General features: G+C 72.3%; 20 protein-coding genes, 1 tRNA gene and 1 CRISPR repeat array. Of the genes, 7 read left to right on the forward strand and 14 right to left on the reverse strand.

The genetic code is table 11. The annotated features are described in order from the left end of the window. Positions 1-3: 3 nt before the first annotated feature. From cas6e to galU, 14 genes are all read right to left on the reverse strand, one after another. A complete protein-coding gene (gene cas6e / locus EIO00_RS09090; RefSeq protein WP_140177122.1) occupies positions 4-693 on the reverse strand; it encodes a type I-E CRISPR-associated protein Cas6/Cse3/CasE in 690 nt (229 codons plus the stop codon). After that, positions 693-1,397, reverse strand: coding sequence for a type I-E CRISPR-associated protein Cas5/CasD (gene cas5e, locus EIO00_RS09095; RefSeq protein WP_140177124.1), 705 nt, complete (start codon positions 1,395-1,397; stop codon positions 693-695). Before cas5e ends, cas6e begins: the two co-directional genes overlap by 1 nt. Further along, on the reverse strand, positions 1,394-2,590 hold the full coding sequence (gene cas7e, locus EIO00_RS09100) for a type I-E CRISPR-associated protein Cas7/Cse4/CasC (RefSeq protein WP_140177126.1): 1,197 nt from the start codon (positions 2,588-2,590) through the stop codon (positions 1,394-1,396). The genes cas5e and cas7e overlap by 4 nt, the downstream gene beginning before the upstream one ends. Beyond that, on the reverse strand, positions 2,587-3,231 hold the full coding sequence (gene casB, locus EIO00_RS09105; RefSeq protein WP_140177128.1) for a type I-E CRISPR-associated protein Cse2/CasB: 645 nt from the start codon (positions 3,229-3,231) through the stop codon (positions 2,587-2,589). Before casB ends, cas7e begins: the two co-directional genes overlap by 4 nt. Further along, on the reverse strand, positions 3,228-4,913 hold the full coding sequence (gene casA / locus EIO00_RS09110) for a type I-E CRISPR-associated protein Cse1/CasA (protein ID WP_140177130.1): 1,686 nt from the start codon (positions 4,911-4,913) through the stop codon (positions 3,228-3,230). Before casA ends, casB begins: the two co-directional genes overlap by 4 nt. Then, positions 4,903-7,806 carry a CRISPR-associated helicase Cas3' gene (gene cas3 / locus EIO00_RS09115; RefSeq protein WP_140177132.1) on the reverse strand — a complete coding sequence of 968 codons (2,904 nt, stop codon included), beginning with the start codon at positions 7,804-7,806 and terminating at the stop codon, positions 4,903-4,905. Before cas3 ends, casA begins: the two co-directional genes overlap by 11 nt. 221 nt (positions 7,807-8,027) lie before the next feature. Continuing rightward, positions 8,028-8,484: a CRISPR direct-repeat array (repeat unit 29 nt; unit sequence GTGCTCCCCGCGCACGCGGGGATGGTCCC). Positions 8,485-8,996: 512 nt separating this feature from the next. Beyond that, positions 8,997-9,581 (reverse strand): HD domain-containing protein, encoded by a 585-nt coding sequence (locus tag EIO00_RS09120; RefSeq protein WP_140177134.1) that lies wholly within the window; start codon positions 9,579-9,581, stop codon positions 8,997-8,999. Positions 9,582-9,886: 305 nt separating this feature from the next. Next, positions 9,887-9,960, reverse strand: a tRNA-Ala gene (locus tag EIO00_RS09125). A 72-nt stretch (positions 9,961-10,032) separates the two neighbouring features. Continuing rightward, on the reverse strand, positions 10,033-10,608 hold the full coding sequence (gene sepX / locus EIO00_RS09130) for a divisome protein SepX/GlpR (protein ID WP_140177136.1): 576 nt from the start codon (positions 10,606-10,608) through the stop codon (positions 10,033-10,035). A gap of 182 nt (positions 10,609-10,790) precedes the next feature. After that, complete coding sequence (locus EIO00_RS09135) at positions 10,791-11,429, reverse strand: GNAT family N-acetyltransferase (RefSeq protein ID WP_140177138.1); 639 nt, start codon at positions 11,427-11,429, stop codon at positions 10,791-10,793. A 36-nt stretch (positions 11,430-11,465) separates the two neighbouring features. Continuing rightward, positions 11,466-11,975 (reverse strand): MogA/MoaB family molybdenum cofactor biosynthesis protein, encoded by a 510-nt coding sequence (locus EIO00_RS09140; RefSeq protein ID WP_140177140.1) that lies wholly within the window; start codon positions 11,973-11,975, stop codon positions 11,466-11,468. Then, on the reverse strand, positions 11,972-12,445 hold the full coding sequence (gene moaC / locus EIO00_RS09145) for a cyclic pyranopterin monophosphate synthase MoaC (RefSeq protein ID WP_140177142.1): 474 nt from the start codon (positions 12,443-12,445) through the stop codon (positions 11,972-11,974). Before moaC ends, EIO00_RS09140 begins: the two co-directional genes overlap by 4 nt. Positions 12,446-12,455: 10 nt before the next feature. Further along, positions 12,456-13,646, reverse strand: coding sequence for a molybdotransferase-like divisome protein Glp (glp, locus tag EIO00_RS09150; protein WP_140177144.1), 1,191 nt, complete (start codon positions 13,644-13,646; stop codon positions 12,456-12,458). A gap of 160 nt (positions 13,647-13,806) precedes the next feature. Beyond that, the gene (gene galU / locus EIO00_RS09155; protein WP_140177146.1) at positions 13,807-14,709 is read right to left on the reverse strand and encodes a UTP--glucose-1-phosphate uridylyltransferase GalU; all 903 of its coding nucleotides are present in this window, start codon (positions 14,707-14,709) and stop codon (positions 13,807-13,809) included. A 570-nt stretch (positions 14,710-15,279) separates the two neighbouring features. Here galU and EIO00_RS09160 point away from each other — a divergent pair. The 7 genes from EIO00_RS09160 (at position 15,280) to EIO00_RS09190 (ending at position 24,550) form a co-directional block, all read left to right on the forward strand. Then, positions 15,280-15,891, forward strand: coding sequence for a 5-formyltetrahydrofolate cyclo-ligase (locus EIO00_RS09160; protein ID WP_140177148.1), 612 nt, complete (start codon positions 15,280-15,282; stop codon positions 15,889-15,891). A gap of 190 nt (positions 15,892-16,081) precedes the next feature. Then, positions 16,082-17,077, forward strand: coding sequence for a 2-hydroxyacid dehydrogenase (locus EIO00_RS09165; protein ID WP_241661232.1), 996 nt, complete (start codon positions 16,082-16,084; stop codon positions 17,075-17,077). 275 nt (positions 17,078-17,352) lie between these two features. Beyond that, on the forward strand, positions 17,353-18,837 hold the full coding sequence (locus EIO00_RS09170; RefSeq protein WP_140177150.1) for a potassium/proton antiporter: 1,485 nt from the start codon (positions 17,353-17,355) through the stop codon (positions 18,835-18,837). A 141-nt stretch (positions 18,838-18,978) separates the two neighbouring features. Beyond that, entirely contained in the window at positions 18,979-19,281 is a 303-nt protein-coding gene (locus tag EIO00_RS09175) for an FmdB family zinc ribbon protein (RefSeq protein WP_140177152.1), read from the forward strand. A gap of 1,536 nt (positions 19,282-20,817) precedes the next feature. Then, on the forward strand, positions 20,818-22,959 hold the full coding sequence (locus tag EIO00_RS09180; protein WP_140177154.1) for an MMPL family transporter: 2,142 nt from the start codon (positions 20,818-20,820) through the stop codon (positions 22,957-22,959). Between the two features lie 278 nt (positions 22,960-23,237). Further along, positions 23,238-23,603 carry a cupin domain-containing protein gene (locus tag EIO00_RS09185; protein ID WP_140177156.1) on the forward strand — a complete coding sequence of 122 codons (366 nt, stop codon included), beginning with the start codon at positions 23,238-23,240 and terminating at the stop codon, positions 23,601-23,603. A gap of 137 nt (positions 23,604-23,740) precedes the next feature. Then, entirely contained in the window at positions 23,741-24,550 is an 810-nt protein-coding gene (locus tag EIO00_RS09190; protein ID WP_140177158.1) for an S-methyl-5'-thioadenosine phosphorylase, read from the forward strand. The last annotated feature ends 282 nt before the right edge of the window (positions 24,551-24,832 follow it).

Raw genomic sequence — 24,832 nt, forward strand, 5'->3', positions numbered from 1 at the left:
GGGTCACGCCGCCGCGAGGGTCATCAGGCCGCAGCCGTAGGCTTTGGCCCGGCCCAGTCCGCGGGTGAGGGTGCGGCGGAGGGCGTCGGGGTCGGTGACCTCGAGCCTGCCGTCATAGGTCACGGTGAGCAGGGTGACCGGTTTGGTGCCGCCGCGCTTTCGGAACGTCAGCCGGCGTCGTTCCCGGATGACCACTTCGTGGAGGTCGACGCCGGGGATGAGCTGGCGTTCGCCGGGTTTTTCCACCACCCGGAAACCGGCGGCCTCCTGGCGTTGCAACAGCCAGCGGAGCTGGTGCCGCAGGCCGACGTGGGCTGTGATCTTGGTGGGTTCGGTGTCGTTGCGTCGGGCGGTGTGCACGGGGTTGGCGGTGAGGCGGAAGGCCCACTCATCGCCCTTGGCCAGGCGGGAGAGGAACGGCTCGTAGTCGTAGGTCTGCCAGGTGCCGGTGGTGGGCCAGCCGGCCTGTTCGACCAGGTGGGTGAGGTCGGGTCTGGTCGGGCTGACGATGTAGAGATAGGTCTCCGCCCGGCTGTTGCGGTCGATCCGCCACAGCACTCGCGGTCCGCCGTCCTCCTGGGCCGGGATCTCGGCGAATGAGGACATCACCGCGGCGTGCATCGTCTGGGGCGAGGAGAGGACCTTGCGGGCGGTGATCCGCGCCGTGTTGATGCGGAAGCGGGTCAGGTACATCACTCGCCTCCAAGGACAGCGATCGGGTCGTGGTCGGGCGGTTGTGGGGCCATGGGGTTGGGCACCTCGACGTATCCGTGGCGGACGCCGCGCAGGGCGTACCGGCGATGGGCGGGGTCGAAGCTGATGGGCTGGTCACGGATGCTGTCGACCCGGCCGTCGTCAGCGGTGGCTTCGATGAGGGTCTCCAGCCGCACGGTCGGCTCGCGGTGCCGTCGCTGATACCAGCGGGAGGCCCGCCACTCCTCTTCGCGTAGGGCCTGCTCGACGCCGCCGGCTTCGCGGACCCTCAGGTCGAGCGGGCGTGAGGGCGGGCAGGAGCGGCGCCCGAGGTAGGGCAGGTACGTCGGTCGGCGCACGGCCCGGTGCAGCTCGTCGATCAGGTCGTCGGGACCTTCGAGCGCGACGACGAACACGGCGTCCGCCAGGTAGAACCGCTCGGAGACCGGCATGGACTTGCCCGTCTCGAAGTGGTGGGCGGTCTGATAGTCGCGGACCGGCACTCCGCGCTGGTCGATGCGGACGCCGAACCGCAGTGCCGCCAGGTCGGCGGGATCGTGCGAGCGGTCCCGTCCGAGTGCCGCGGCGAGCAGGCCGATCACACCGCTCTTGGTGGGGGCCGGCTCCGTGGTGCGGCGGGCGAATCGCGCCGAGGAGCCCCATGCCTGGAGGGGGCCGGCGAGCTGAAGCAGCAGAACGCTCATGATTCGTCGTTCTGTCGGGCGGCGACTTCGGCGCCGACCGCTTTGACGAGTTCGGGAAGGGACACCTCGGTGCCGAGGCCGGCCAGGGCGGTGGTGTTGGGGCCGACGCGCAGCACCCAGGTCTTGGTGTCGTCGGTGACGCCGTAGGCGCGCTCGATCTCCGGAATGTACCGAGCCAGGCGTTCGCAGGCTTCGCGCATGTGCCCGCCGCCGCCCTGGTCGGGGCGGCAGGGCTCTTCGAATGCGCTGACGAAGTTGATCGGGCGGGTCGAGCGGATCTTCACCACGACCGCATCGGGCAGGGTGTGGTTGCCGAAGGTGTTGAGCTTTCCGGTGGGCAGCGAGGTGATGAAGCCTTGGATGAAGGCTTCCACCGCGCGGCGGACCGGCTCGGTGAGGGGCTCGTCCTCGCGCAGTCCCTTGCCGAGGTTCCGGCTCAGCAGGTCCACGTCGACCGCCGCGTACCGGTAGAGGGTGGCGGAGGTGAACTCGACGGTGCCGATCATGCCCGCGCCGGCATCGTCGTCTTCGCGTTCCTTGTGGTCGTCGACGGCGGTGTAGTAGTCGGATTCGCTCTCCGCCTGGTGGACGCTGATGGCGTGGGCCACCTGGGCGGCGGCGTCGACGTTGATGTCGACGCCGTCGGCGACCATCCGGCCGAACAGCGCGATGTCGACCGAGTGCCGGCTGTTGGCGATCTGCTTGGCCTCGGCCTTGTTGCCGGAGTCTTTGAAGAACGCCTTGATGTCGTCGCGGCCCTTGACGGCGAGCTCGGCCAGGCCGTCCAGCTGGCGGGCGCTGAAGAACAGCAGGTACTTGGCCTCCGGAGGCGGCGTGGAGCCGCCCTCTTTGGCGGACGCCTTGCGCTTGGGCGGTTCGACCTTCGTGCCGGTGGCGGCTCGGACGGTCTCGGCGGCCAGGTCCCAGGCCTCGGTCTCGGTGATGGAGTCGTCCAGCCCGCGGATCCGGCCGGCCAGCAGTTCGGCGACTCGCCTGGTGCGGACGCCCAGCTCGCTGGGGTCCAGCAGCTCGTGGAAGGCACGGCGGGTGGCGCGCTTCCAGGACTGGCTGGAGACCCGGGCGCGGCGGACGCCTCCGTAGACGGCGGTCTTGGGGGCGCCGGTGTCGTCTCGGTTGAGATTGCTCGGCGGGACGGTCTGCAGGGCGTGGAGTTCGACGATGGTGCGGGTCATCGGGCGTCCTTGTCGTTCGTTGTCGCGATGGGGGTGTTTTCGGTGTCGGCGTTCTCGGGCCGGTAGGCGTGGAAGCTGCCGCCCCAGATCTGCCGGACTCGCCGCATGCCGTCCGGCGTCTGGGCCTGGTAGAGACGGGTCGCGAGCAGCCGGTAGTCGAGGGGGATGGCGTATCGGCGCAGGAGGGTGACGAGCTCCCGCAGCCGGTAGGCCAGGACGTCCGGGGTGGACGCCGCTCCCACGCGGACGAAGCGTCGGCGGATCGGCTCGTCGATCTCGTTGCCGGGCATCATCCGGCGGACGGCCGCGCCGAGTTCGATGCCGGGTTGGTGCATGCCCTGCTCGGTGCGGGACTGCTGGTGGAGCGCGTACAGGGTCACCGCCAGGAACAGGGCGTTCTCGGCGCGGATCGCCTCGGTCTCGGAAAGGTCTTCTTCGAAGAGCGCTTCGGTGCCGATCATCCCCCACAGTTCGGGCATGTCCTGGGGCAGTTTGCCGGCGCCGCGCCGCAGCTGGGCCAAGGTGGCGACGGCCGCGCTCTGGTCGGCGAGGTAGCCCTTCTGCCATCTGGTGATGGACTCGTCGGCGACCTGGCCCACCAGGTCCTGCAGGCGGTGTCGGGCGGGCGGAGCCGTGGTCATGACCGGGCCTCCAGAATCTGGTCGTCGTCGGCGGAGGGGGTGCTTCGGGCCGCTTTGGGCAGGGCCGCGGCGAGCTCGCGGCGGAACGTCCGGAAGGCGCGGGAGGAGTTCAGCCAGATCTCCTGCCCCTTCTTGGTCTCGATGACCCGTCCCTCCCATGCCGGGTCACCGGCCGCGTTCACCAGGTCGCGTCCCAGGGCGTGGACGATCCGGTGGGCGCGGCTCTGCCATGCGGTCCGGCGTTCGTCGGCGTCGACCCCCGGTTCGAGCCCGGTCAGCCATTCGCGGAACGGGCCGTCCAGCATGCCGAATCCGAGGGTGCGGGCGGTGGCCGCCGCGGGCTCGGGGTCGGTTCCGGACGCCCTGGCCAGGTCGGCGGCGAGGGTGCCGAGGATCCGCACGGCGTTCTCCGCGTCGGCCACGGCGTCGATCGCCGTCTGCCCCAGGTCCTTGTCCCGGTCGTGGAGGAGGACGACGGGCATCGTCACGGCGTCGTCGATCATCTCGTCGATGACCGACTGCTGGGTGCCGTACACCACGCCCAGCAGCCGGGCCCGGATCAGATGGTCCTGCGGCAGCGGCCCCTCGATCGTCAGGCGTGCGACCCAGTCCAGGATGCGGGGGCGCACGATGGCGGCGGCCTCTCCGCGCCGCTCGGCGCCGTCGGCGCGGCCGGCGATCAGGGCGCCCAGGCCGCGCCATGCGCTGCGGCCGGGGTCGTGCTCCCGCGGCAGGTACACCTGGGGTTCGCCCAGTTTCTTCTCCTGGGCGGGGCTGCGCCGCCAGGCCGTCATCGGTTCGTGCGCGTGCTTGTTGTGCGGGGCGAGGGGGTCGCCGTAGGCGAGGACTACGCCGTGGACGCCGTCGGCGTCGAAGTGCAGTCGTATGCGTCTGGACTGCCAGGTGTAGAGGTCGCGGACGCCGGCGGGGCGGGTTGTCAGCTCGGTCGCGTCCAGCTCCCGGGGGCCGCGCGGTTCCTGTCGCCAGGCCGGCCTGTCGCGATCCGGGTCGACCTGCAGGTTGGGAGTGTCGAACGCGATGAGGTTGAGCAGCAGCGTCTCGCGCAGGTCGTCGCCTTCGACGAGGACGCCTCCGAGGTTGCCCGCCCAGGCGACTCCTTGCGGGTACACCTTGCCGCCCTTGACCCTGGGGTCGCCCACCGCCCCGGACTTGATGCCTGAGGTGTCGAAGGCGTGGGCGTGCACGAGCCACCGTGCGGCCTCGGCGAACTCGAGCCGTTCCACGCCGGTCGCGCGCATCGTGAAGAACAACGCGCCGTTGGGAACGTCGGCGACGATCCGGTCCAGGGAGAAGACCTCGTCGTTGGCGGTGCGCAGGTCGGCGGTCTGCAGAAACGGCGTCCGGGGGTGGAGCAGGTCGAATCGCTCACGGTGCCGTTCCAGGTAGGCGGTGATCCGGTCGACGGGCAGTCCCTCTTCCCACAGTTCCGTCCAGGCGTGGACGTCCTCGGGCCCGTCGATCACATCGTGCAGCACGGCCAGCAGCAGCCGAAGGAGCGCGAACTCCTGGGTGGGCACGTCGCCGACCAGCCGGTGCAGGTCGTGGGCCTGCTGGAAGACCTCGGCCAACGACAGCACGTCCTCAGAGCCGTCGCGACGCAGCACCGGCAGCCACGGGCGGCTGGTGAGGTCGAAGGACGGTATGGCCGGTTCACTCGGCACGGGTCACCTCCAGGCCATCCGTGGGCGTGTAATGCAGGTCGTAGCCTGCCAGCCGGGTCCGACATTTCTCGTCCAGGAACAAGATCAATTCACCGGCCAGCCAGTGGCATTCCTTGGACTGCCAGGCCGGAATGCATTCGGCCTCCAGCTCCTCGATCGCTTGGTCGATCACTCCGGGGAGTGAAAATTGGAAAGGAAGCCGCAGTCCGCACGCCGCAACGATTTGTGCGAGGCGGGGTTCGGGCGCGGTTTCGGTGGGCAGCTCCAACCCACCCCTGCCCTTGGTCAGCCACGGCACCGTGCGCGCGGTGCCGTCGGCCAGTCGCTGCACCACGAGTACTTCCAAAGACTCCTGGCCGTCGCGGACCTGGGCTCTGCCCGCCCGGGTGTCGTCGGCGTCGCCGACACCGGCGTCGACCCACCCGATCAGGGGTCGCCCGTTCTTGGCCGCTTTGTCGAGCAGGAAGGCCTTCGCTTTCTGGCGTCGGGTCTCCTGGTGCAGGTCATGCTCCTGGCGGGCCCGGTCCATGGCTGCCTGCCATTCGTTCGGCCCTACCGGGTCGTCTCCATACGCTTTCTGAACCAGTGGGCTGATGTCCTCCGGAAGGCGCACCACGTTCCCGGTGTCCGCCGTTCCGGAAAAGTACGGTTCCAGAACCGCGGCGGAGCGCAGCAATGCGTAAGAGCGGTAGACACGCCGGGAACCGCTGACCGGCTCGACCGGAACGGCATCCCAGTCCGCGCCCGTGACGAGGCACCGGGCCGTGCGGAGCCGGGGCGGACGCTCGGACTGCCCTTCGCCCCTCAGATGCCGATGTACGCGTCCCATGCGCTGCAGCAACAGGTCGACCGGGCACAGATCGGTCACCAGAAGGTCGAAGTCGATGTCCAAGGACTGCTCGGCCACCTGGCTGGCCACCACGATGTGCGCCCCGTCCGGACGCCGGGAGCCCCGCCCCGGCGGGCCGAACCGTTCGAGCAGGTCGGCGTCCTTGGCCATGCGGTCCACGTCGAGGAACCGGGCGTGCGCAACGGTCACCTTGTCATCACCGAAACGGCGCCGCAGGTGGGCGGCGGTCTCCTGGACGCGGTCCACGGTGTTGCGCACCACCAGCGCGCAGCCGCCGTCGGACAGCTCGCGCTCCAGCCGATCCGCCAGCACGTCCAGGTCATCGCTCACGCGTTCCAGATGGACCCGGGCGCTGCGGCCGGAGGAGGGGACGGAGCGGAACACCGGGGAGCCGTCGATCTCCAGGGCCGTCAACAGCGGATAGCCCTCCGCCGTCTCCGCGTCGGTGAAGGCGGGTCCCTCCAGCCGGGCGTACGCCTCGAGGAGCTCGCGCCGCCTGGCGGCCGGCAGCGTCGCCGACAGCACGATCACCGGAACTCGGTAGGCGCCCAGCCACGACAGCACCCGGTCCAGGTAGGAGTTCATGTAGGTGTCGTAGGCGTGGGCCTCGTCGATGACGACGACCTTGCCTGCGAGGGCGAGGTGCCGCAGCGCAAGGTGGCGGCTCTTGAGACCCATGAACAGCAGCTGGTCGATGGTCCCCACGCCGAAGGAGGCGAGCATCGCCTTCTTCCTGCCGCGAAGCCACTGATGGGCCACCAGCTCGGCGGAGTGCACGCTGTGATCGCCGCGGTGATGCCACTCATCGTCGACGCCGTCCGGCTCCACCGCGGTCACCGCCCGCCGGCCGGCGCGGAGCAGGTCCCGGTACTCCTCGTTCAGCGCCGCCTTCGAGTGCGCCAGGTGAACCGAACGCACGCCTTCCGAGCCGTCGCCCGGAAGCCGCCGCAGCCACTTCAGCAGGCGAGAGAACATCGCGTTGCCGGTCGCCATGGTCGGCAGCGCCACATAGCAGCCGCCCGCACCCGAACGGGCGGCGAAGATCTCGGCGACCGCCAGCGCAGCCTCGGTCTTGCCCTCTCCCATCGGAGCCTCGATGATCATCAAGCCCGGGCGTTCCATGCGGCGCGCCAGTTCCACCGCCTGCTCCTGCACCGGGCGGACACGGGCTCCGGCCGGAAACTCGAACCGCGACGCGAACAGCTCGGCCGTGTTCTCCGTCGGCTCCTCGGCCCGCCAGGGAGCGGGCAGCGCCAAGCCGTGCCACGCGGCCTCGATGCGCTCACGGTCGCCGACACCGGCCGCCTCGGGAAAGTAGGGGAACAGGTCCGAGTTGCTGGCCATCCAGTCGGCGACGATCACCAGGCCCGACAACAGCGCCTGAACCGGCTGCGACAGCTTGACCCGCCGCCAAGCGTCCAACCGCTCCCGCACTCCGCAGGCCGCCGCACATGCGTCGAGCAGCTCGTCCTGCACGCTCCGCCATGCCTCCGCGCAATCCGGTGTGCGGAGCAGACGGGGACGGACGTTCAGTTCACGAATGTCCAGGAACGTGGGCGGAACGCCATGATGCCCGCCCGCGACCACACTGAACTGCAAGGTCGCCGGGCGGCTCCACCCTTGCCGCTCCGTCAGCCACTCTTGGAGCAGGAGCTGTCCGGCCAGACCGTGCGGAGCCAATCTCCGGTCCGCCAGCTCCTCACGGCCCGGCATCCCCAGCCCTGCCTTGCGCATCGCGTCGGCGAGCGTCTCCACCTGACAGGCGAACGCCGGCGTGGCCTTACCGATGTCGTGCGTGGCGGCCAGCCACACCACCAGCCGCCGTGCGTCCTCCGCTCCCCCCGGCATCTCCGCCGCCACCAACCGCCGCACCTGCCACGGCAGCCACTGGTCCCACAGCAGTCCCGCGACAGCACCGCTGTCGGCCATGTGCCGCCACAACGGCAGCCATCCGCCGGTCGCGCGGTCATGCTTGGCCCACACGGCCCGAGCAGCGACCGACAAGCCGTCTCCCAGCAGCAGCGGCCCACCCATGTCAGGCATGTGCGCAGTCAAGCAGGAGATGCGCAGCGATGTGGCGTTTTTCAGGATTTCACTTGAAACTCATCTTCACAGGAGATCTTGAACCTGCCCACCTTGCCCCCACCGCCAGGCCCCGGGCAGGCTGTACCAGCGACCACCAACGAACAATGTCCGAAATGTCCAAGTCTGCAGAAGTGAGGATTTTCGCCCCTACTCCGCGATAAACCCGCAGGTCAGCGAGTGTGCTCCCCGCGCACGCGGGGATGGTCCCGCTCCTACCGAGCCCTGAAGGCCCAGGCCAACGTGCTCCCCGCGCACGCGGGGATGGTCCCCGCAAAAGCCCGGGGCAGTGCGCCCCGGGCTTGTGCTCCCCGCGCACGCGGGGATGGTCCCGGCCTGCACCACCCCTCGCACGTGTACGACGTGGTGCTCCCCGCGCACGCGGGGATGGTCCCGATCTTGGCCCGATCCGGCCAAACGCTGTACTGTGCTCCCCGCGCACGCGGGGATGGTCCGACACCGGCGCCGCGCTCACCATCCGGTCGGTAGTGCTCCCCGCGCACGCGGGGATGGTCCCTTGTGGCGGAAAGTTTCCGCGTCGGTGTCGATGTGCTCCCCGCGCACGCGGGGATGGTCCCCAGCCGTACGGGCCCGGCCGGGCGCTGCGCCGGTGCTCCCCGCGCACGCGGGGATGGTCCCGTGGCGGTTGAGACGCGAATTCACCTCAGGCGAACGACCCGTTCGGCCGACCCATTCAACTCGCCGATCCGCCCCCTGATTCGCATCCCGGTCCGGCGTTTCCACAGGGAAGTCCATGCAGTCTGCGGCAGTGTTCCCGATCGCGGGGCATCGGCGGGCTACCTGCGGAAACGGCGGGGTGAAAAGTTCACCGCAGGCCATCTGTCGGGTCCGGGTTCATACGGGTCTGCAAAACCCCGCCCTCTCCCGATGCCGGGCCTGAGGTCCGGGACGTTCCTCGGAAGCCGATGTTCGTTCGTCTTGGCCGAACGCGATGCAGTCTGAGCAGGCGCACATTTCGTCGTGGAAATCTCATGGGATTGTCCTGACGGGCAGGGAACGGACATGCCGGGGCGAAGCAGGTCCAGGGTGTGCGGGTATGCGATGCACTCGCCTGGAATCCGCAAAGCCCGCACCAAGGGGAGCCCTCTGCGAGAGGCCCGCCGTCCCCGGCGCCGCCGATCCCGGATCGCCTACCGGGCGTCCGGGTCGTTCAGGGCGCGGGTGAGCCACTCCAGCGTGCCGGTGGCGAGCGCCTCCTCGGCCAGCCTCGTGGCGGACGCGGTCCGGAGGTCGGCGAGCGAGCTGTCGATCCAGGGTCCGGTGTTCCGGTTGCCCTGCTCCCGGTACTCCAGGGCCTGCAGCAGGCATTCGAGCTTGTCGGCGTCCCGCGCGCAGATCGCCTCGCGGCTGTCGCGCCCCTCGTACTCGGCCACCGCGGCGGTGATCATGGCCGCGACGGGTTCGGGGAGGCCGCGGGTCTGGTCGGCGGTGACCTTCTCGTTGGGGGTCTTCTCCACATACGGCCTGGACAGGTGGGGGAGGTCGGTGAGGCGGGTCTCCTGGCTGTCGTGGAAGAGGGCGAGCAGGGCCGCCCGTGCGGGGTCGGCGCCCTCGAGGGCGGCCAGGACGGCGGCGATGACGGCGGTCCGCATCGAGTGGTCGGCGACGCTCTCGGGGTCGGTGACGCCGGCGACGAGCCAGCCGGTCCGCTTGTAGCGCTTGAGCAGCCCGATCTCGTGCAGGAACCCGGCCAGCCGCTTCAGTTCCTCCGTCATGCCCGTCCCTTCCGTCGCCGGTCGCCTGCCTGCAGGTGAACGAAGAGGCTCCTCTCGCCTTCCCCGCGCCCCGGGGTGGGCGCGGCGGGGCCCCGGCCTCTCATGGTCTTCCCCGGCCCTCGTGGGCGATCGCGCCGGCGGTCCATGCCGCCCCGGACCGGTTGCGCGGGAGAGCGCAGGAGGGCCGGAGGGAGGCGCAGGAAGGGCACGAGGGGGAGGCGCCGGAGAGCCCGCCGCCGTGGAAGGCCGTGGAGGAAGACGAAGAGAGGGCGGTCCCGTGGTCGGAACCGCCCTCTGCGTCACAGTGGAGCTGAGGGGATTTGAACCCCTGACCCCCTCGATGCGAACGAGGTGCGCTACCGGACTGCGCTACAGCCCCATTGACGCAGCAAGATTAGCAAACTTCGGAGGCACTTCGCGCATCGGTTTCGGCCGGGTGGGACCGGCGGGGTCAGTCGCCCACGGCTCGGCGGTCGTCGGCGTACTGGTCGAAGACCTCCCGGACCACCCGCCCGGCGGTCGGGGGGAGCTCGATGACCTCGGCGCGGGGGGCGGTCTCCTCGGCGGCGCGGCGGGCGGCGGCCGCGGCGCGGGCGCGGGCCCGTTCCCTGCGGCGGGAGGCGTCGATGCGGGCGGCCGCCCGCAGCAGGGCCAGATGGGCCAGGAAGAGGAAGGCCGCGGGCAGGGCGGTCCACCACGGGGCCTGGCGGAGGGCGACGAGGACCGTGGAGCCCAGCAGGAGGAGGGTGAGGCCGAACGTGCGGCGCCGGCGCCGGGCGATGACGGCGGCGCGGCTGGAGCGGCGCCGCCGGCGCGGCGGTGCGGGGCGCGGCTCGGTGAAGTCCTCGGCGGTCTCGTGCCCTTCGGCGCCTGTCTCCTCGGCCTCCTCCAGCTCGTCCATGACGAGTTCGTCGGCGAGGTCGGGGTGCCTGGCGAGCGCACGGGACGCGTCGCGGCGGAGCCACATGGGGACCAGGACCACGGCCCACACCGCGACGATGGCGAGGTAGAGGAGGGTGCTGCTCAAGGGCCCTCCTTCAGCGCACGCCAAGTACGCCATCTGTGTGTGCTGACTTTCGGCGCGCGCATGTTCACGTCTCGCACCGTAGGCCCCGGTGTCAGCCGCTGACGAGCATTAACTGCGGTGTGTCGCCAGATCGTGACCCGGGTTACCAGCCGTTTACCACGGCTTTCTATGCCGAAGGAATCCTACCCTCCGGAAGAGGATCGTGGAAATGCTTGCTTGGAGCGCGCGAGCCAGCGAGAACGCAGCCCTCCGGGCACGTCTTCCACAGTCAGCGCGTAACAGATGTGGTCGCGCCAGGCGCCGTCGATGTGCAGATGGCGGCGGCGAATTCCCTCTTCCCGGAAGCCGAGCTTTTCCACCACGCGGCGGCTGGCGGTGTTCTCGGGGCGGATATTGGCCTCCACCCGGTGCAGGCCCACGGTGAAGAAACAGTGGTCGACGGCCATCGCGACGGCAGTGGGGATGACGCCGCGGCCGGCGAGGGCGCGGTCCACCCAGTAGCCGATCTGCGCCGAGCGGGCCGACCCCCAGACGATGGCGCCGACGGTGAGCTGGCCGGCGAAGCGGCCCTCGTAGGTGACCACCCACGGCAGCGCCAGTCCCTGCCGGGCCTCTCGGCGCATCAGGTGCACCATGCTGAGGTAGGGCCCGATCCCGGTGTGGAACAGGGGCGTCTCCGGGTTGGTGGGCTCCCAAGGGCGCAGCCAGTCGGCGTTGCGGACACGGGTGTCCCGCCAGGCCACCGCGTCCCGCAGCCGCAGCGGACGCAGCCCGACCGGGCCTTCCGTCAGGGTGACCGGCCAACCCCGCAAGCGCTCCACGTTCTCATCATCCCCCGCCGATGCGGGCTGACGCCATCATCGTGCGTCGGGAATATCGGTCTCGTCGGCCGGCCGGGGGTGGTCGCCGCCGCGGATCTGCTCGATGGCGTGCGCGAGCACCGGGCCGAGCACCGCCATGCCGTCGCGGACCCCTCCGGTGGATCCGGGGAGGTTGACGATGAGGGTGCGGCCGGCGATCCCGGCGATTCCGCGGGAGAGGATCGCGGCGGGCACCTTGTCGCGGCCCTGCAGCCGGATGGCCTCGGCGATCCCGGGGACCTCCCGGTCGATGACGCGGCGGGTCATCTCCGGGGTCAGGTCGGTGGGGGTGAGGCCGGTGCCGCCGGTGGTGACGACGACGTCGTAGCCGTGGGCGACGGCGTCGGTCAGCGCCTCGGCGACCGGTTCGCCGTCGGGGACGACCTGCGGCCCGTCGACCCGGCAGCCGGCGTCGGCGAGCAGCTTCGCCAGCAGCGGGCCGGACCGGTCGGGGTAGATCCCGGCCGCCGCCCGGTTGGAGGCGGTGATCACCAGCGCCCGGATCATGCCGGCCTCCGCCAGACGCCGGTCTTGCCGCCGGTCTTCTCCTCGACCCGCACGTCGGTGAGCACGGCGGCGGGGTCGAGCGCCTTGATCATGTCGATCAGCGCCAGTCCGGCGACGGTGACGCAGGTCAGCGCCTCCATTTCGACGCCGGTGCGGTCGGCGGTGCGCACCTGCGCGGTGATCGCCACGCCGTCGTCGCGCACCTGGAGGTCGACCTGGACGCCGTGGACGGCGATCGGGTGGCACAGCGGCACCAGGTCGGGGGTGCGTTTGGCGGCCTGGATCCCGGCGATCCGCGCCACCGCCAGCGCGTCGCCCTTGGGGACCTCGCCCGAGCGCAGCGCGGCCGTGCACTCGGGCGACAGGCGGACGAATCCGGTGGCGGTGGCGGTGCGGGCCGACACCTCCTTGGCGGAGACGTCGACCATGCGGGCGTGGCCCGCCTCGTCCAGATGGGAGAACTGGGTCATCGGTCCTCCATCATGACAGCCGCCAGATCTCGACCCGTTCCCCGGCCGCCATGCGCTCGCGCTCCTCGGGGACCACGATCAGCGCGTCGGCGGCGGCCAGGGCGCCCATCTGGTGCGATCCCTGTGCCGAGGCGGGGGTGACCTCGTCGTCGCCGGTCAGCCGTCCGCGCAGGTAGTGCCGCAGGCCGGGCGGGGAGGCGATCGGTTCGGCGAGGACGGCGGTCCCCGGCGCGGGGGGCCGGGGGTCCAGCCCTTGCATCACCTGCAGCGCCGGCCGTACGAACACCTGGAACGACACGTAGGCGCTGACCGGGTTGCCGGGCAGGGTGAAGATCGGCACTCCCTCCAGCAGGCCGAACCCTTGGGGCTTGCCCGGCCGCATCGCGACCTTGGTGAAGGTCAGGGTGTCGCGCAGCGCCTCCTTGACCACGTCGCGGGCGCCCATCGACACCCCGCCGGTGGTGATCACCGCGTCGGCCCGGGTCAGCTGCTCGCGCAGCGCCGCCAGCACCTTCTCCGGCGCGTCCCCCAGGGCCGCGTGGCGGAAGCCGACCCCTCCGGCCTCGTGCACCGCCGCGGTGATCATGTAGCTGTTGGAGTCCCAGATCTGGCCGGGGATCAGGGGGGAGCCGGGTTCGCGCAGCTCGTCCCCGGTGGACAGCACCACGACCCGCGGTCGGGGCCGCACCCGGACCCGGGCGCGGCCGACGGCCGCGAGCATGCCGATCTGGGGGGCGCCCAGCCGTACGCCCGGTTCCAGCACGACCTGGCCCTCGGCGACGTCCTCGCCGGCGCGGCGGATGTAGTGGCCCGGCGGCGCCGATCGGGTGATCCGCACCGACACGTTCCCTCCGTCGGTCCATTCGACGGGGATGACCGCGTCGGCTCCGGCCGGGATGGGGGCGCCGGTCATGATGCGGGTGCACATGCCGGAGCGGATCGCCGAGATGTCGGTGTCGCCGGCGGCGACGTCCCCGATCACCGGGAGCGTGACCGGGGAGTGTTCGGTGGCGCCGGCCACGTCCGCGGCGACGACCGCGTATCCGTCCATCGCGGAGTTGTCGAACGGCGGAAGCGGGACGGGCGCGGTCACCGGTTCGGCCAGGACCGTGCCCTCCGCCTCCAGCAGGTCCAGGTCCAGCGGCGGCAGCGGGCGGACCGCGTCGAGGACGGCCGCCAGATGCTCATCGACCGTGCGCATCGGGCTGTCGGCTCCCTTTCTGTGCGGCGCGCCGGCGGGCGGCGCGCCGGTGTGCGTGCCGGCCTGCGCCCGTGGCGCGGCCCCGGGCCGGGGTCGGCGCCGCGGGTGCGCGGCCTGTTCACCGGTGCTCGTTCACCGGTGCTCGTTCACCGGTGCTCGTTCACTGGTGCTTGGCGACGAAGTCGCGCAGCCAGGGCATGAACTCCGGCGCCAGGTCGGGGCGCTCGGAGGCGAACTGCACCACGGTGCGCAGGTACTCCAGTTTGTTGCCGGTGTCGTAGCGGCGTCCGCGGAACAGCACGCCGTGCACGCCGCCGCCCTGCTCGGCGGGGGTGCCGGCCAGGGTGCGCAGCGCGTCGGTGAGCTGGATCTCGCCGCCGCGGCCGGGCGGGGTGTTCTCCAGGACGGCGAACACGGCGGGGTCGCAGATGTAGCGGCCGATGATGATCCAGCGGCTGGGGGCGTCCTGGGGGGAGGGCTTCTCCACCAGGTCGGTGATGCGGACGACGTCGTCCTCGTCGGTGGCCTCGATCGCCGCGCACCCGTACGCCGACACCTGGTCGGGGTCGACCTCCATCAGCGCCACGACGCTGCCGCCGTGGCGCCGCCGCACCTCGATCATGCGGGTGAGCAGCGGGTCGCGCTCGTCGATCATGTCGTCGCCGAGCAGCACCGCGAACGGCTCCTCGCCCACGTGGGCGCGGGCGCAGAAGACCGCATGCCCCAGGCCCTTGGGGTCGCCCTGCCGCACGTAGTGGATGGTGGCCAGCTCGCTGGACTCGCGGACGGCCGCCAGGCGCTCGGTGTCGCCCTTGGCGTCCAGCGCCTCCTCCAGCTCGTACACCCGGTCGAAGTGGTCCTCGATGGAGCGTTTGCTCCGTCCGGTGATCATCAAGACGTCGGTGAGCCCGGCCGCGACGGCCTCCTCGACCACGTACTGGATCGCCGGTTTGTCGACGATCGGCAGCATCTCCTTGGGGGTGGCCTTGGTGGCGGGCAGGAATCGGGTGCCGAGTCCGGCCGCCGGCACGACCGCCTTCCTCACGGGCTTCATCTCAGTCATCGCACTCCTTCGACGATGTCGTCCCCGCCGGCGAGGCGAGGAGGGAAACGCACCGCCACGCCGCACGTTCGAACATATGAGCGGAAAAGGATCGTCCTTGCGCTACCCTGTGCGGCATGGCGCGGACGGTGAGGCGGGCACGCGGGCGCCGCTCTCCTCCGATTCCCGAGCGGGTCGCGCAGCCCTCTCCGAGCGTTCGGGAGGCGTGCGCGCACTCCGCGCGGCCACCGGTCCGCCACCGCGCCGCCGCTCCGGCGTTCCCGCCGGGGACGTCCGGTGGCCGCGGGCGCCCCGCCGCTCGGGCGGCGGACGCGGCGCACCGCGCACGACGCCGCCGCGTGCTCGCGGCCGGCCCGGGCGCCGGGCGCTGCCGGGACGTTCCGCCGTTCGCGCCGCCGGGCCGGCACAAAGGTGAAACGCCCATGAATCCGATATTGAGACCTCAAACAGGAGCCTCCTGGCGGGGCGGCCGATGATGTGGCGGGCATCCAGCGGTCGCCCGCTGGACCCCCTCCGGAGGGAGGGGAGGCGGTCAAGGACAGACCCTAACCACTTTGCGAGGACCCAAGCGTGCGGGACGCCGACTCAAAGCACACCCTTCGCCGCCGGCTGCTGACGGCCCGCGCCGAGATGGGCGCGGATCGACGCGCGGCCGCCGGACGCGCTCTCCGGGACGCCCTGCTCGACCTCCCCGAGCTGGAGATGGCCGCGTCGGTGGCGGCCTACGCCTCGTTCGGAAACGAGCCTGACACCCATGGTCTGATCTTCGCATTGTGGAAGCGCGGGACGTACGTCCTGCTGCCCCGGCTCCTTCCGGACGGGGACCTGGACTGGGCGTCTTATGAGGGGCCCGATTCGCTGGCCCCGCGCGGCGCGGCGGAGGGGGACGGCGGGTCGGGGGCGCCGGGGATGCTGGAGCCGACCGAACCGCCGCGGGGCCCCGACGCGATCAAGGCCGCCGATGTGATCCTCGTCCCGGCGCTGGCGGTGGACCGCACCGGGATGCGGCTGGGGCGAGGCGGCGGCTCCTATGACCGGGCGCTGGCGCGGGTGGGTCCGCAGATCCTGACGATCGGCCTGGTGTACGACGAGGAGCTGGTGGACCGGCTGCCGGCTGAGCCGCACGACCGGCGGCTGCGCGCCGTCGTCACCCCCTCCCGCGGCCTGGTCCGTTTCCCCTGACGTTTCCCCGGCGCCCCGGCACCCGCCGCCTTCGGCGGGTCCGCGGGTTCGGTGAAGCCGCCCCGGGCCGCGAATCCCCCCAAGAAGGGCGCATTCGGGACTAACCTCCGGCATGCGCACGAAGAAGCCCACCCGGGAGGCGGCCGGCGCCGCCGCCCCGCTGGAGCAGCAGATCATCCGGAGGTAGCAGGTGAACGACGGGCGACCGTGGCGGCTGGCGGCACTGCCCCCGCTCGACGAGAAGATCATCCGCGGGATGCTCGCGCCCCTCGGCGACGCCGTGGAGGTGGTCCTTCCTCCCAGCCGGGACCGGGCGGGGCTGCACGCGGTGCTGGCCGAGGCGGAGCTGGTGGTGGGCGACTTCTCCGGGGCGCTGGCGATGGACGCGGAGGCGGTGCGCGCGGCGCCGCGTCTGGCGTTCGTGCAGATGCCGCAGGTCGGGGTGGACAGCTGCGACCTGGAGGCGCTGACGGCGGCGGGCGTGCCGGTGGCCAACACGGCGGGCGCCAATGCGCGGTCGGTGGCCGAGTGGGCGGTGGGCGCGGCGTTCGCGTTGTGCCGGCACCTGGCGTGGGGCGACCGGCGGATGCGGGAGGGCGCCTGGTCGCAGCCGGAGCTGCTGGCCCGCGGCACCCGGGAGGTCCGCTCGCTGCGGGTCGGGGTGCTGGGATACGGGGCGATCGGGGCGGAGACGGCCGGGCTGTTCGCGGCGCTGGGCTGCCCGGTGTCGTACTGGAGCAGGCGTCGGCGCGCCGAGGCCGTGGCGGAGTACCGCGAGCTGGACGAGCTGCTGGCGACCTCCGACATCCTGGTGGTGGCGCTGCCGCTGACCCCGGAGACGGCCGGGCTGCTGGGGCCGGAGCGGCTGGCCGCCCTGCCGCGGGGGGCGCTGCTGATCAACGTGGCGCGCGGCGGGATCGCCCCGGACGATGCGGTGCTGGAGGCGCTGGAGTCGGGGCGGCTGGGCGGCGCGGCGCTGGACGTGTTCGAACGCGAGCCGCTGCCGGCCGACCATCCGCTGCGCCGCAACGAGAACGTCCTGCTGTCCCCGCACGCGGCCGGCGCGACGTTGGAGGCCCAGCTCGGCATCGCCCGGATCGTGCAGGAGAACCTCGCCGCGGCGGTGGAGGGCCGGCCGGTCCGGAACGTGGTCAACGGGGTGGACGCCCTGATCCGACGGCGCTGACCGCGGTCGACGCCCGACCGGCGCCCGGGCCGGTACGCGGTCGGCACGCGGTCGACGTGCGGCGCGGTCGGCGTCCGGTCGGCGTCCGGTCGGCGCGCAGCCGTGACACGGCCGGCGCCCGGCCGGCACGCGGCCTGCGTGCCGGCCGATGCGCGACCTGCGTGCGGCCCGCACGCGGCCGACACGCGCGGCGATTAACCAGATTTGCGAAATCTCGCCCGCCTTTCTGTAGGCTCTCTACACCGACTCTGATCTTTCAGCGCGAAGGGTGGGTTGTGCGGCTCGACATCTGGCTGCTCGTCGGGGCCGCACTGGTGCTCGCCGCGATCCTCGCGGTGCGGGTCTCCCACCGGCTGGGCCTGCCCAGCCTGCTCGCCTATCTGGGGCTGGGCCTGCTCATCGGCGAGTCGGGATTCGGGATCCGCTTCGACGACGCCGAGCTGGCGCAGACGCTGGGCTGGGCCGCGCTCGTCCTGATCCTGGTCGAGGGCGGTCTGACCACCGACTGGCGGAACGTCAGACCGGCCGTCCCGGTGGCGCTGGCGCTGGCCACGGTGGGGATCGCGGTCAGCGTCGTGGTCGTGGCGGTGCCCGCGCACCTGCTGCTGGGGCTGGACTGGCAGCTGGCGTTCCTGCTCGGCGCGGTGCTGGCGCCCACCGACGCGGCGGCGGTGTTCTCGGTGCTGCGGCGGCTGCCGATCTCGTCCCGGCTGGTGGGGATCCTGGAGGCCGAATCAGGGTTCAACGACGCCCCCGTCGTGCTCCTGGTGGTGCTGCTCAGCACCACCGGCGAGCACGGAAGCGCGCCGTGGGCGCTGGCCGGGCTGGTGGTGTACGAGCTGGCCGTCGGCGCGGCGGTGGGGCTGGCGGTGGCGTGGCTGGGGACCTTCGCGGTGCGGCGGGCGGCGCTGCCGGCCTCCGGCCTCTACCCCATCGCGGTGCTGTCGCTGGCGGTGGGCTCCTACGGGGCGGCCACGCTGATCCACTCCAGCGGCTTCATGGCGTGCTACCTGTGCGCGCTGGTGCTGGGGAACGCCCGGCTGCCGCACCGCCCGGCCACCCGGGGCTTCGCCGAGGGCATCGCGTGGCTGGCGCAGATCGGGTTGTTCGTGATGCTGGGGCTGCTGGCGTCCCCGTCCGAGCTGCCCGGTCAGATCGTTCCGGCGTTGATCGCCGGATCGATCCTGGTGCTGGTCGCCCGGCCGCTGTCGGTGTGGGCGTCCACGATGGGGTTCGGGCTGAAACGCTCGGAGAAGGTCTTCCTGTCGTGGGCGGGCCTGCGCGGCGCGGTGCCCGTGGTGTTCGCCACGGTGCCGATGTCGGAGGACGTGCCGGGGGCGGACCGGCTCTTCGCCCTGGTCTTCGTGATCGTGGTGGTGTTCACCCTGCTGCAGGGGCCGACGCTGCCGCCGGTGGCCCGCCGACTGGGCGTCATCGCCGAAGGCGAGGCCGTCGACCTCGATGTGGAGGCCGCCCCGCTGGAGGAGCTGAAGGCCGATCTGCTGGAGGTGCGCGTCCCCCAGCACTCCCGCCTCGCCGGGGTGGAGATCTTCGAGCTGCGGCTGCCGCCCGGGGCCTCCGTCACCCTGGTCGTCCGCGAGGGGCGCAGCTTCGTCCCCGAGCCCACCACCATCCTGCGCGGCGGCGACACCCTCCTCGTCGTCACCACCGCCGACGTCCGCCACACCACCGAACGCCGGCTCCGCGCCGTGAGCCGCCGCGGCAAGCTGGCCGGCTGGTTCGGCGAGACCGGCGAGTGAGCGCACCGCCGTCCGGCCTGGTGAGCGGCGGTGCGGACGCCGCGGGGTGAGCATCGCGGCGCGGGCAGTACTATTTGGCAGTCGACCGACGAGAGTGCCAGTCTGCGGTCTTGCGCGGACTGTGGCGGCAAGGAGGAGACCGTGCCGACGTACCAGTACGTGTGCACCGATTGCAGCGAGCCCTTTGAGGTCGTGCAGAAGTTCAGCGATGACCCGCTGACCGAGTGCCCGGCGTGCAACGGCCGGCTGCGCAAGGTCTTCTCCGCGGCCGGGATCATCTTCAAGGGCAGCGGCTTCTATCGCACCGACAGCCGGAGCGGCAACGGCAGCGGCGGGAGCGGCAAGTCCAGCGCCTCCTCCTCGTCGTCGTCCTCGAGCAGCGGCTCGGACTCCTCCTCCTCGTCGTCCGGCTCCTCGAGCAGCAGCGACTCCAAGGTGGCCTGACAGTCCTCACCGCCGCCCCGGTGATCGGCGCCGATCACCGGGGCGATGCCCGTGCCTCGATGCGCCGGGGTGCGCGCCCTCGGGCGCCGGGCCGTGCCCTCTCCGTTCGCGGGCGAGGCGCCGTCGTGTTCTCTCCTCCGCGTCTCCTCCTCGCGGATGGACCGGGGGTCTTCGCCCCGTTCTCCGGAGAGGCTCTCCAGGGACCCCCGAGGGCCGGGCGGGCCTTCCCGGACCCGACGCCGCGACGGCCCGTCCGTGACCGGCCGTTCCCCGGCGTCATCGAGCGCCGCGAGGTCCCGCCCACACCTTCGATCACGTCTCCGGCCGCCTCTTCGGCCCGGCCGGTGGGCGCTCGCTCAGCCGCGTCCTCGCCCATGCTCCCCCGGAGGCGCCCTCGGCGGGCCTCTCCGCGTCCTCAAGACTTCTCCGGCCGACCGTTCTCACCACCCCCGGCGGGCCTCTCCGGCTGATCCTCGGCCGCCTCCCCTGCCGCGTCTTCAGCCGCTCCTCCGGCACGCCCCGGCGGCCTCTCCGACCACGCCGTCGGCGTCTTCTCCGGCCGCCTCTCCAGGTCCGTCCTCGGCGGTCTCCCGGCACATCCCCGTCCCCGTTCCTCCGGCCGTCCGCCGTGCCGGCCCCTCGCCCGCCTCGTCGCAGCGTGCCCGGCGCGCATCCGGCCCACACCGGGGCGCCCGCCCCCGATGCCCGTCTCCAGCGGGCGGATCCGGCCCGCCCTCTCGTCGTTCCCGCCGCGGTCCCCCTGCCCTGCGGTCCGCCGAGCGAGGCCGGCCGTCGTCGGTGCGCGTCCCGGTGGCGGCGGATCACCGGCGGATCTGAACACGGCAGCGGGCGGCAGGACCCGCCCTCCCCGGAACGCGCTCCGGTGGCGGTGGACCACCAGGGGTCGAGCACGACGACGAGCGGCGGGGCTCGCCGTCGTCGGCGCGTATTCCGACGGCGGACGGCGCGGTCCGCCCCCATCGGCACGTGTTCCGGCGGCGCGCCCATGTCCCGACCCGTCGGATCGGCCGGTCGACCGCCTGGCCCTGTCCCGCTCCGCAGGGACCTGGTCCCTCCCGTGCCCGACGGCGGGGCCTCCTCGGAGGCTCTCGACGCCGCGCCCCGCCGATCGCCTCGTCCCCCCTGACCTTCACGCCACGTTCGCGTTCCCTGCGGGGCGCCGGTCCCGATGCGGGTGACGCCGACGGGTGCGGCCGCGGCGGCCGCCTCGGGGTCGGGCGGCGCGGCGGACGAGGCGGCCGTACCGCCCGCGGGGGCGGAGGCGCTGCTCACGGCGGGTGCGGTGCGGCGCGGACGCCGGGCGGTCCTCAGGAGGTGGGAGGGCGGGGTCCGGGACCGGGTCAGGGACGACTCAGGGACGGGTCAGGGCGGCTCCCCGATGCCCGATGCGGCGGCGGTGGCGAAGGTTGAAGCGGATGGAAGAACACCGCGGCAATCGAGATATTACTTGACTCTCCTCGAACACCGAGACACCCTTGACCATCAAACGCGATATATCTCGAAAAGGGGGATGGCATGGCCGCACCAGGTCACAAGCCGCCGGGCGGGGTGTGGGCCCGGCTGACGGCGCTGCCCACCGGCAGCCGCAGCAAGTGGGCGGTGCTGGCGATATGGATCGTGCTGCTCATGGTGCTCGGCCCGATGGCCGGCAAGCTCGGTGAGGTCGAAGAGAACGACGATGCGGCATGGCTGCCCGCAGGCGCGGAGTCCACCCGGGTCGCCGAGCTGGAGAAGCGTTTCAGCGACGAGGAGATGGTCCCGGCCGTCATCGTCTACGAACGGCCGAGCGGGATCACCCCGCAGGACCGCGCCAAGGCGCAGGCCGATCTCGAGGCGCTGAGCAAGCTGCCCGGAGCGCGGCAGCCGCAGGGGCCGATCCCCTCCCAGGACGGCACGGCGCTGCAGACGCTCGTGCCGTTCACCGACCCCGACCACCTGATCGACGCCGTCGACCAGGCCCGCGACGTGGTCAAGCGCGCCCCTCCCGGGTTGAACGTCCACGTCACCGGTCCCGCCGGGGGTCTCGCCGACATGATCAAGGTGTTCGAGACCATCGACGGGTTCCTGCTGCTGGCGGCCGGACTCGTGGTCATCGTGCTGCTGTTGCTCATCTACCGCAGCCCGGTGCTGTGGCTGATCCCGGTGCTGAGCGCGTTGGCCGCGCTGGGGCTGGCGCAAAGCGTCGTCTACCTGCTGGCCGAGTACGCCGACCTGACCGTGAACGGCCAGAGCGCCGGGATCTTGACCGTGCTGGTCTTCGGAGTCGCCACCGACTACGCCCTGCTGCTGGTGGCGCGCTACCGCGAGGAGCTGCACCGTCACCCGGACCGGCATGAGGCGATGGCGTTCGCGCTGCACCGCGCCGGACCCGCGATCGTGGCGTCGGCGGGCACCGTCAGCCTGGGCCTGCTGTGCCTGATGGTCGCCGAGCTCAACTCCACCGCCGGCCTGGGTCCCGTCGCCGCCGCCGGGGTGATCACCGCGCTGCTGTCCATGACGACGCTGCTGCCGGCCCTGCTGGTGATCTTCGGCCGGTGGCTGTTCTGGCCGCTCATCCCCCGCTACGACGCCGCCTACCTGGACCCGGAGGCCTACGAGCGCGAGCACGGCTTCTGGGCCAGGATCGCCGCCCTGGTCGGCCGCCGTCCGCGGCTGCTGGCCGGCGTCGCCACGGTCATGCTGGCGGGGATGACGCTGGGGCTGGGCTCGCTCAAGGCCGAAGGGCTGAGCGACGCCGGGCAGTTCGTCGACAAGCCCGACTCGATCGTCGGCGCCGAGATCATGGCCCGGCACTACCCGGGCGGCTCCGGCTCCCCCACGATCGTCATCGGCAACGCTGCCGCCGCCGCGCCCCTGGCGGAGACGATCCGCGGCACCGCGGGCGTGGCCGCGGTGAGCGAGCCGCGCACCGCCGGCGACCTGGTCCGCTACGAGGTGACGCTGCGCGACCGCGCCGACAGCCAGGACGCCCGGGACACCGTGGAGCGGCTGCGCACCACGGTCGACGCGGTGCCCGCGGCCGACGCCAAGGTCGGCGGCATCACCGCCACCACGCTGGACGTCAACCGGGCGGCCTTCCGCGACAACCTGGTGATCATCCCGATCGTCCTGGTGGTGGTGTTCGGCATCCTGGTCGCGCTGCTGCGGTCCCTGGTCGCCCCGCTGCTGATGATGGCCACCGTGGGGCTGTCGTTCCTGGCCGCGCTGGGGGCGTCGGGATGGGTCTTCCGGCACGTGTTCGGCTTCGAGGGCGCCGACGCCGGATTCCCGCTGCTGGCGTTCATCTTCCTGGTGGCGCTGGGGGTGGACTACAACATCTTCCTGATGCACCGGGTCCGGGAGGAGTCCCAGCAGCTGGGCACCCGCCGGGGCGTGCTGCGCGGGCTCACCGTCACCGGCGGCGTGATCACCTCGGCCGGGGTGGTGCTGGCCGCCACGTTCGCGGCCCTGACCACCCTCCCGCTGGTGTCGATGGTCGAAATGGGCTTCGTGGTCGCCTTCGGGGTCCTGCTCGACACCATCGTCGTCCGCTCCCTGCTGCTGCCCGCCCTGTCCTACGACCTGGGCCGCCGCATCTGGGCGCCGAGCGGCCTGGCCCGCCGGGAGGCCCGTCCCGCTCCGGAGGAGGAGCAGCGGGCCCTCCAGTCCGTCGGCTGACCCGCCCCGCACGAGCCCGGAACGATCACCGCGGGTCCGGCCGGACCCCACCGGCCTCACCGGCCGGACCCGCCCTCCCCTGCGGTCCCGCGACGGCGCTCCGCCCGCCGCGGGACCGCAGGGTGCAAAGCAGCGGGGCGCAGGGCCGCAGGGTGCGGGACCGCAGAGGGCGGTCGCCGCCGCGGTCGAGACCGGCGGACGACCCCAGCCCGCCGCCGGTCCGTCCCTTTCGTCGCCGTTCCCGGCGCCGGGCGGCGGGCTGCTAACGTCCAGATCCCGTGGACGACGGGATCTATGTGGGCAAGGCCGACCGGGACGCGGCCCTCGACCGCGGATGGCTGCTCGGGCACTTCAAAGACCCGTCGGACCTGCGGCACAGCGACGCCGTGGAGATCAAATGGGGCGTCCATCCGCGCGGCGAACGCCGGGCCCGATGGACGACCGGGGAGAAGCGCACGGCCCTGCTGGTGCTCATCAGCGGACGCTTCCGCCTGGACTTCCCGCACCGTTCGGTGACCCTCTCCGAGCGGGGCGACTACGTGGTGTGGGGCAGGGGCGTGGACCACTCCTGGTACGCCGAAGAGGACTCGGTCGTCCTCACCGTGCGCTGGCCCTCCATCCCCGGCTATCGGGTGGACGCGTGAACGTCATCCTCGCGGGCGGCCGAATGACGCCTCCGTCCCCGGCCGCCGAGGCAGACGCCGAAGACTGACCCGGGAGGGTTTTCCACACCTCGTCCGGGGGCTCCCCGCGCCGAGGGCCGCTGGCTAGGGTCGGCGGCATGGCTACCACCACTGCTGAGATCGGGGTCATCGGCGGCTCGGGGTTCTACTCCTTCCTCGACGACCCCCACGAGGTGACGGTCCAGACCCCCTACGGCCCGCCCAGCGATCCGATCGCGGTGGGGACGGTCGCCGGCCGCCGGGTGGCGTTCGTGCCCCGGCACGGCCGCGACCACCGCCACCCGCCGCACAAGATCCCCTACCGCGCCAACCTGTGGGCGCTGCGTTCGCTGGGCGTCCGGCAGATCATCGCCCCCAGCGCGGTCGGCTCCCTGACCCCCGAGCACGGCATCGGCACGCTCGTCGTGCCCGACCAGCTGGTGGACCGCACCTCGGGGCGGGTCCAGACCTACTACGAGGAGGGCGCCGCCATCCACGTGTCGTTCGCCGACCCCTACTGCCCGGCGGGTCGCCGCGCCGCCGTCGCCACCGCCCGGAAGGCCGGCTGGGACCCCGTCGACGGAGGCACCCTCGTCGTCATCGAGGGGCCGCGGTTCTCCACCCGCGCCGAGTCGCGGTGGTATGCGGCACAGGGGTGGACGCTGGTGGGCATGACCGGCCATCCCGAGGCGGTCCTGGCCCGTGAGCTGGCCCTCTGCTACATCCCGATGTGCCTGGTCACCGATCTCGACGCGGGCATCGAAGAGGGCGAGGGCGTCACCATGGAGGAGGTCTTCCGCGTCTTCTCCCAGAACGTCGACCGGCTGCGCGCCCTGGTCGCCCAGGTGGTCGAGGCCCTGCCGTCCGAGCGGTCCTGCCCCTGCCCTCGCACCCTGGACGGCATGAAACTCCCCATCGAGCTTCCCTGACCGGCTCTGCTCACCGACCCTCCCGACCGGCCCGGCCGCCGACGATCCGGCGCTCCCCCGGCCCTCCACGGCGGCCCGCGGCCGTGTCCGACGCCGCCTCGATGCGGCCCGATGCGGCCCCGGTGGGGCCTCGACGCCGCCCGACGCCGGACCGCGCCGGCGCCGCCCCTGAAGGGCTCTCGCGTGCGCGATCCCGGCGAGACGATCACCCCGCCCTCACGACCTCAGGCCGCCCGCGGCCGCCGGACGCCCGCACGCCCCGCCCTCCGCGGGAGGGGGCGT

It is taken from the genome of Thermomonospora catenispora, from assembly GCF_006363815.1.
Taxonomy (GTDB): domain Bacteria; phylum Actinomycetota; class Actinomycetes; order Streptosporangiales; family Streptosporangiaceae; genus Thermomonospora; species Thermomonospora catenispora.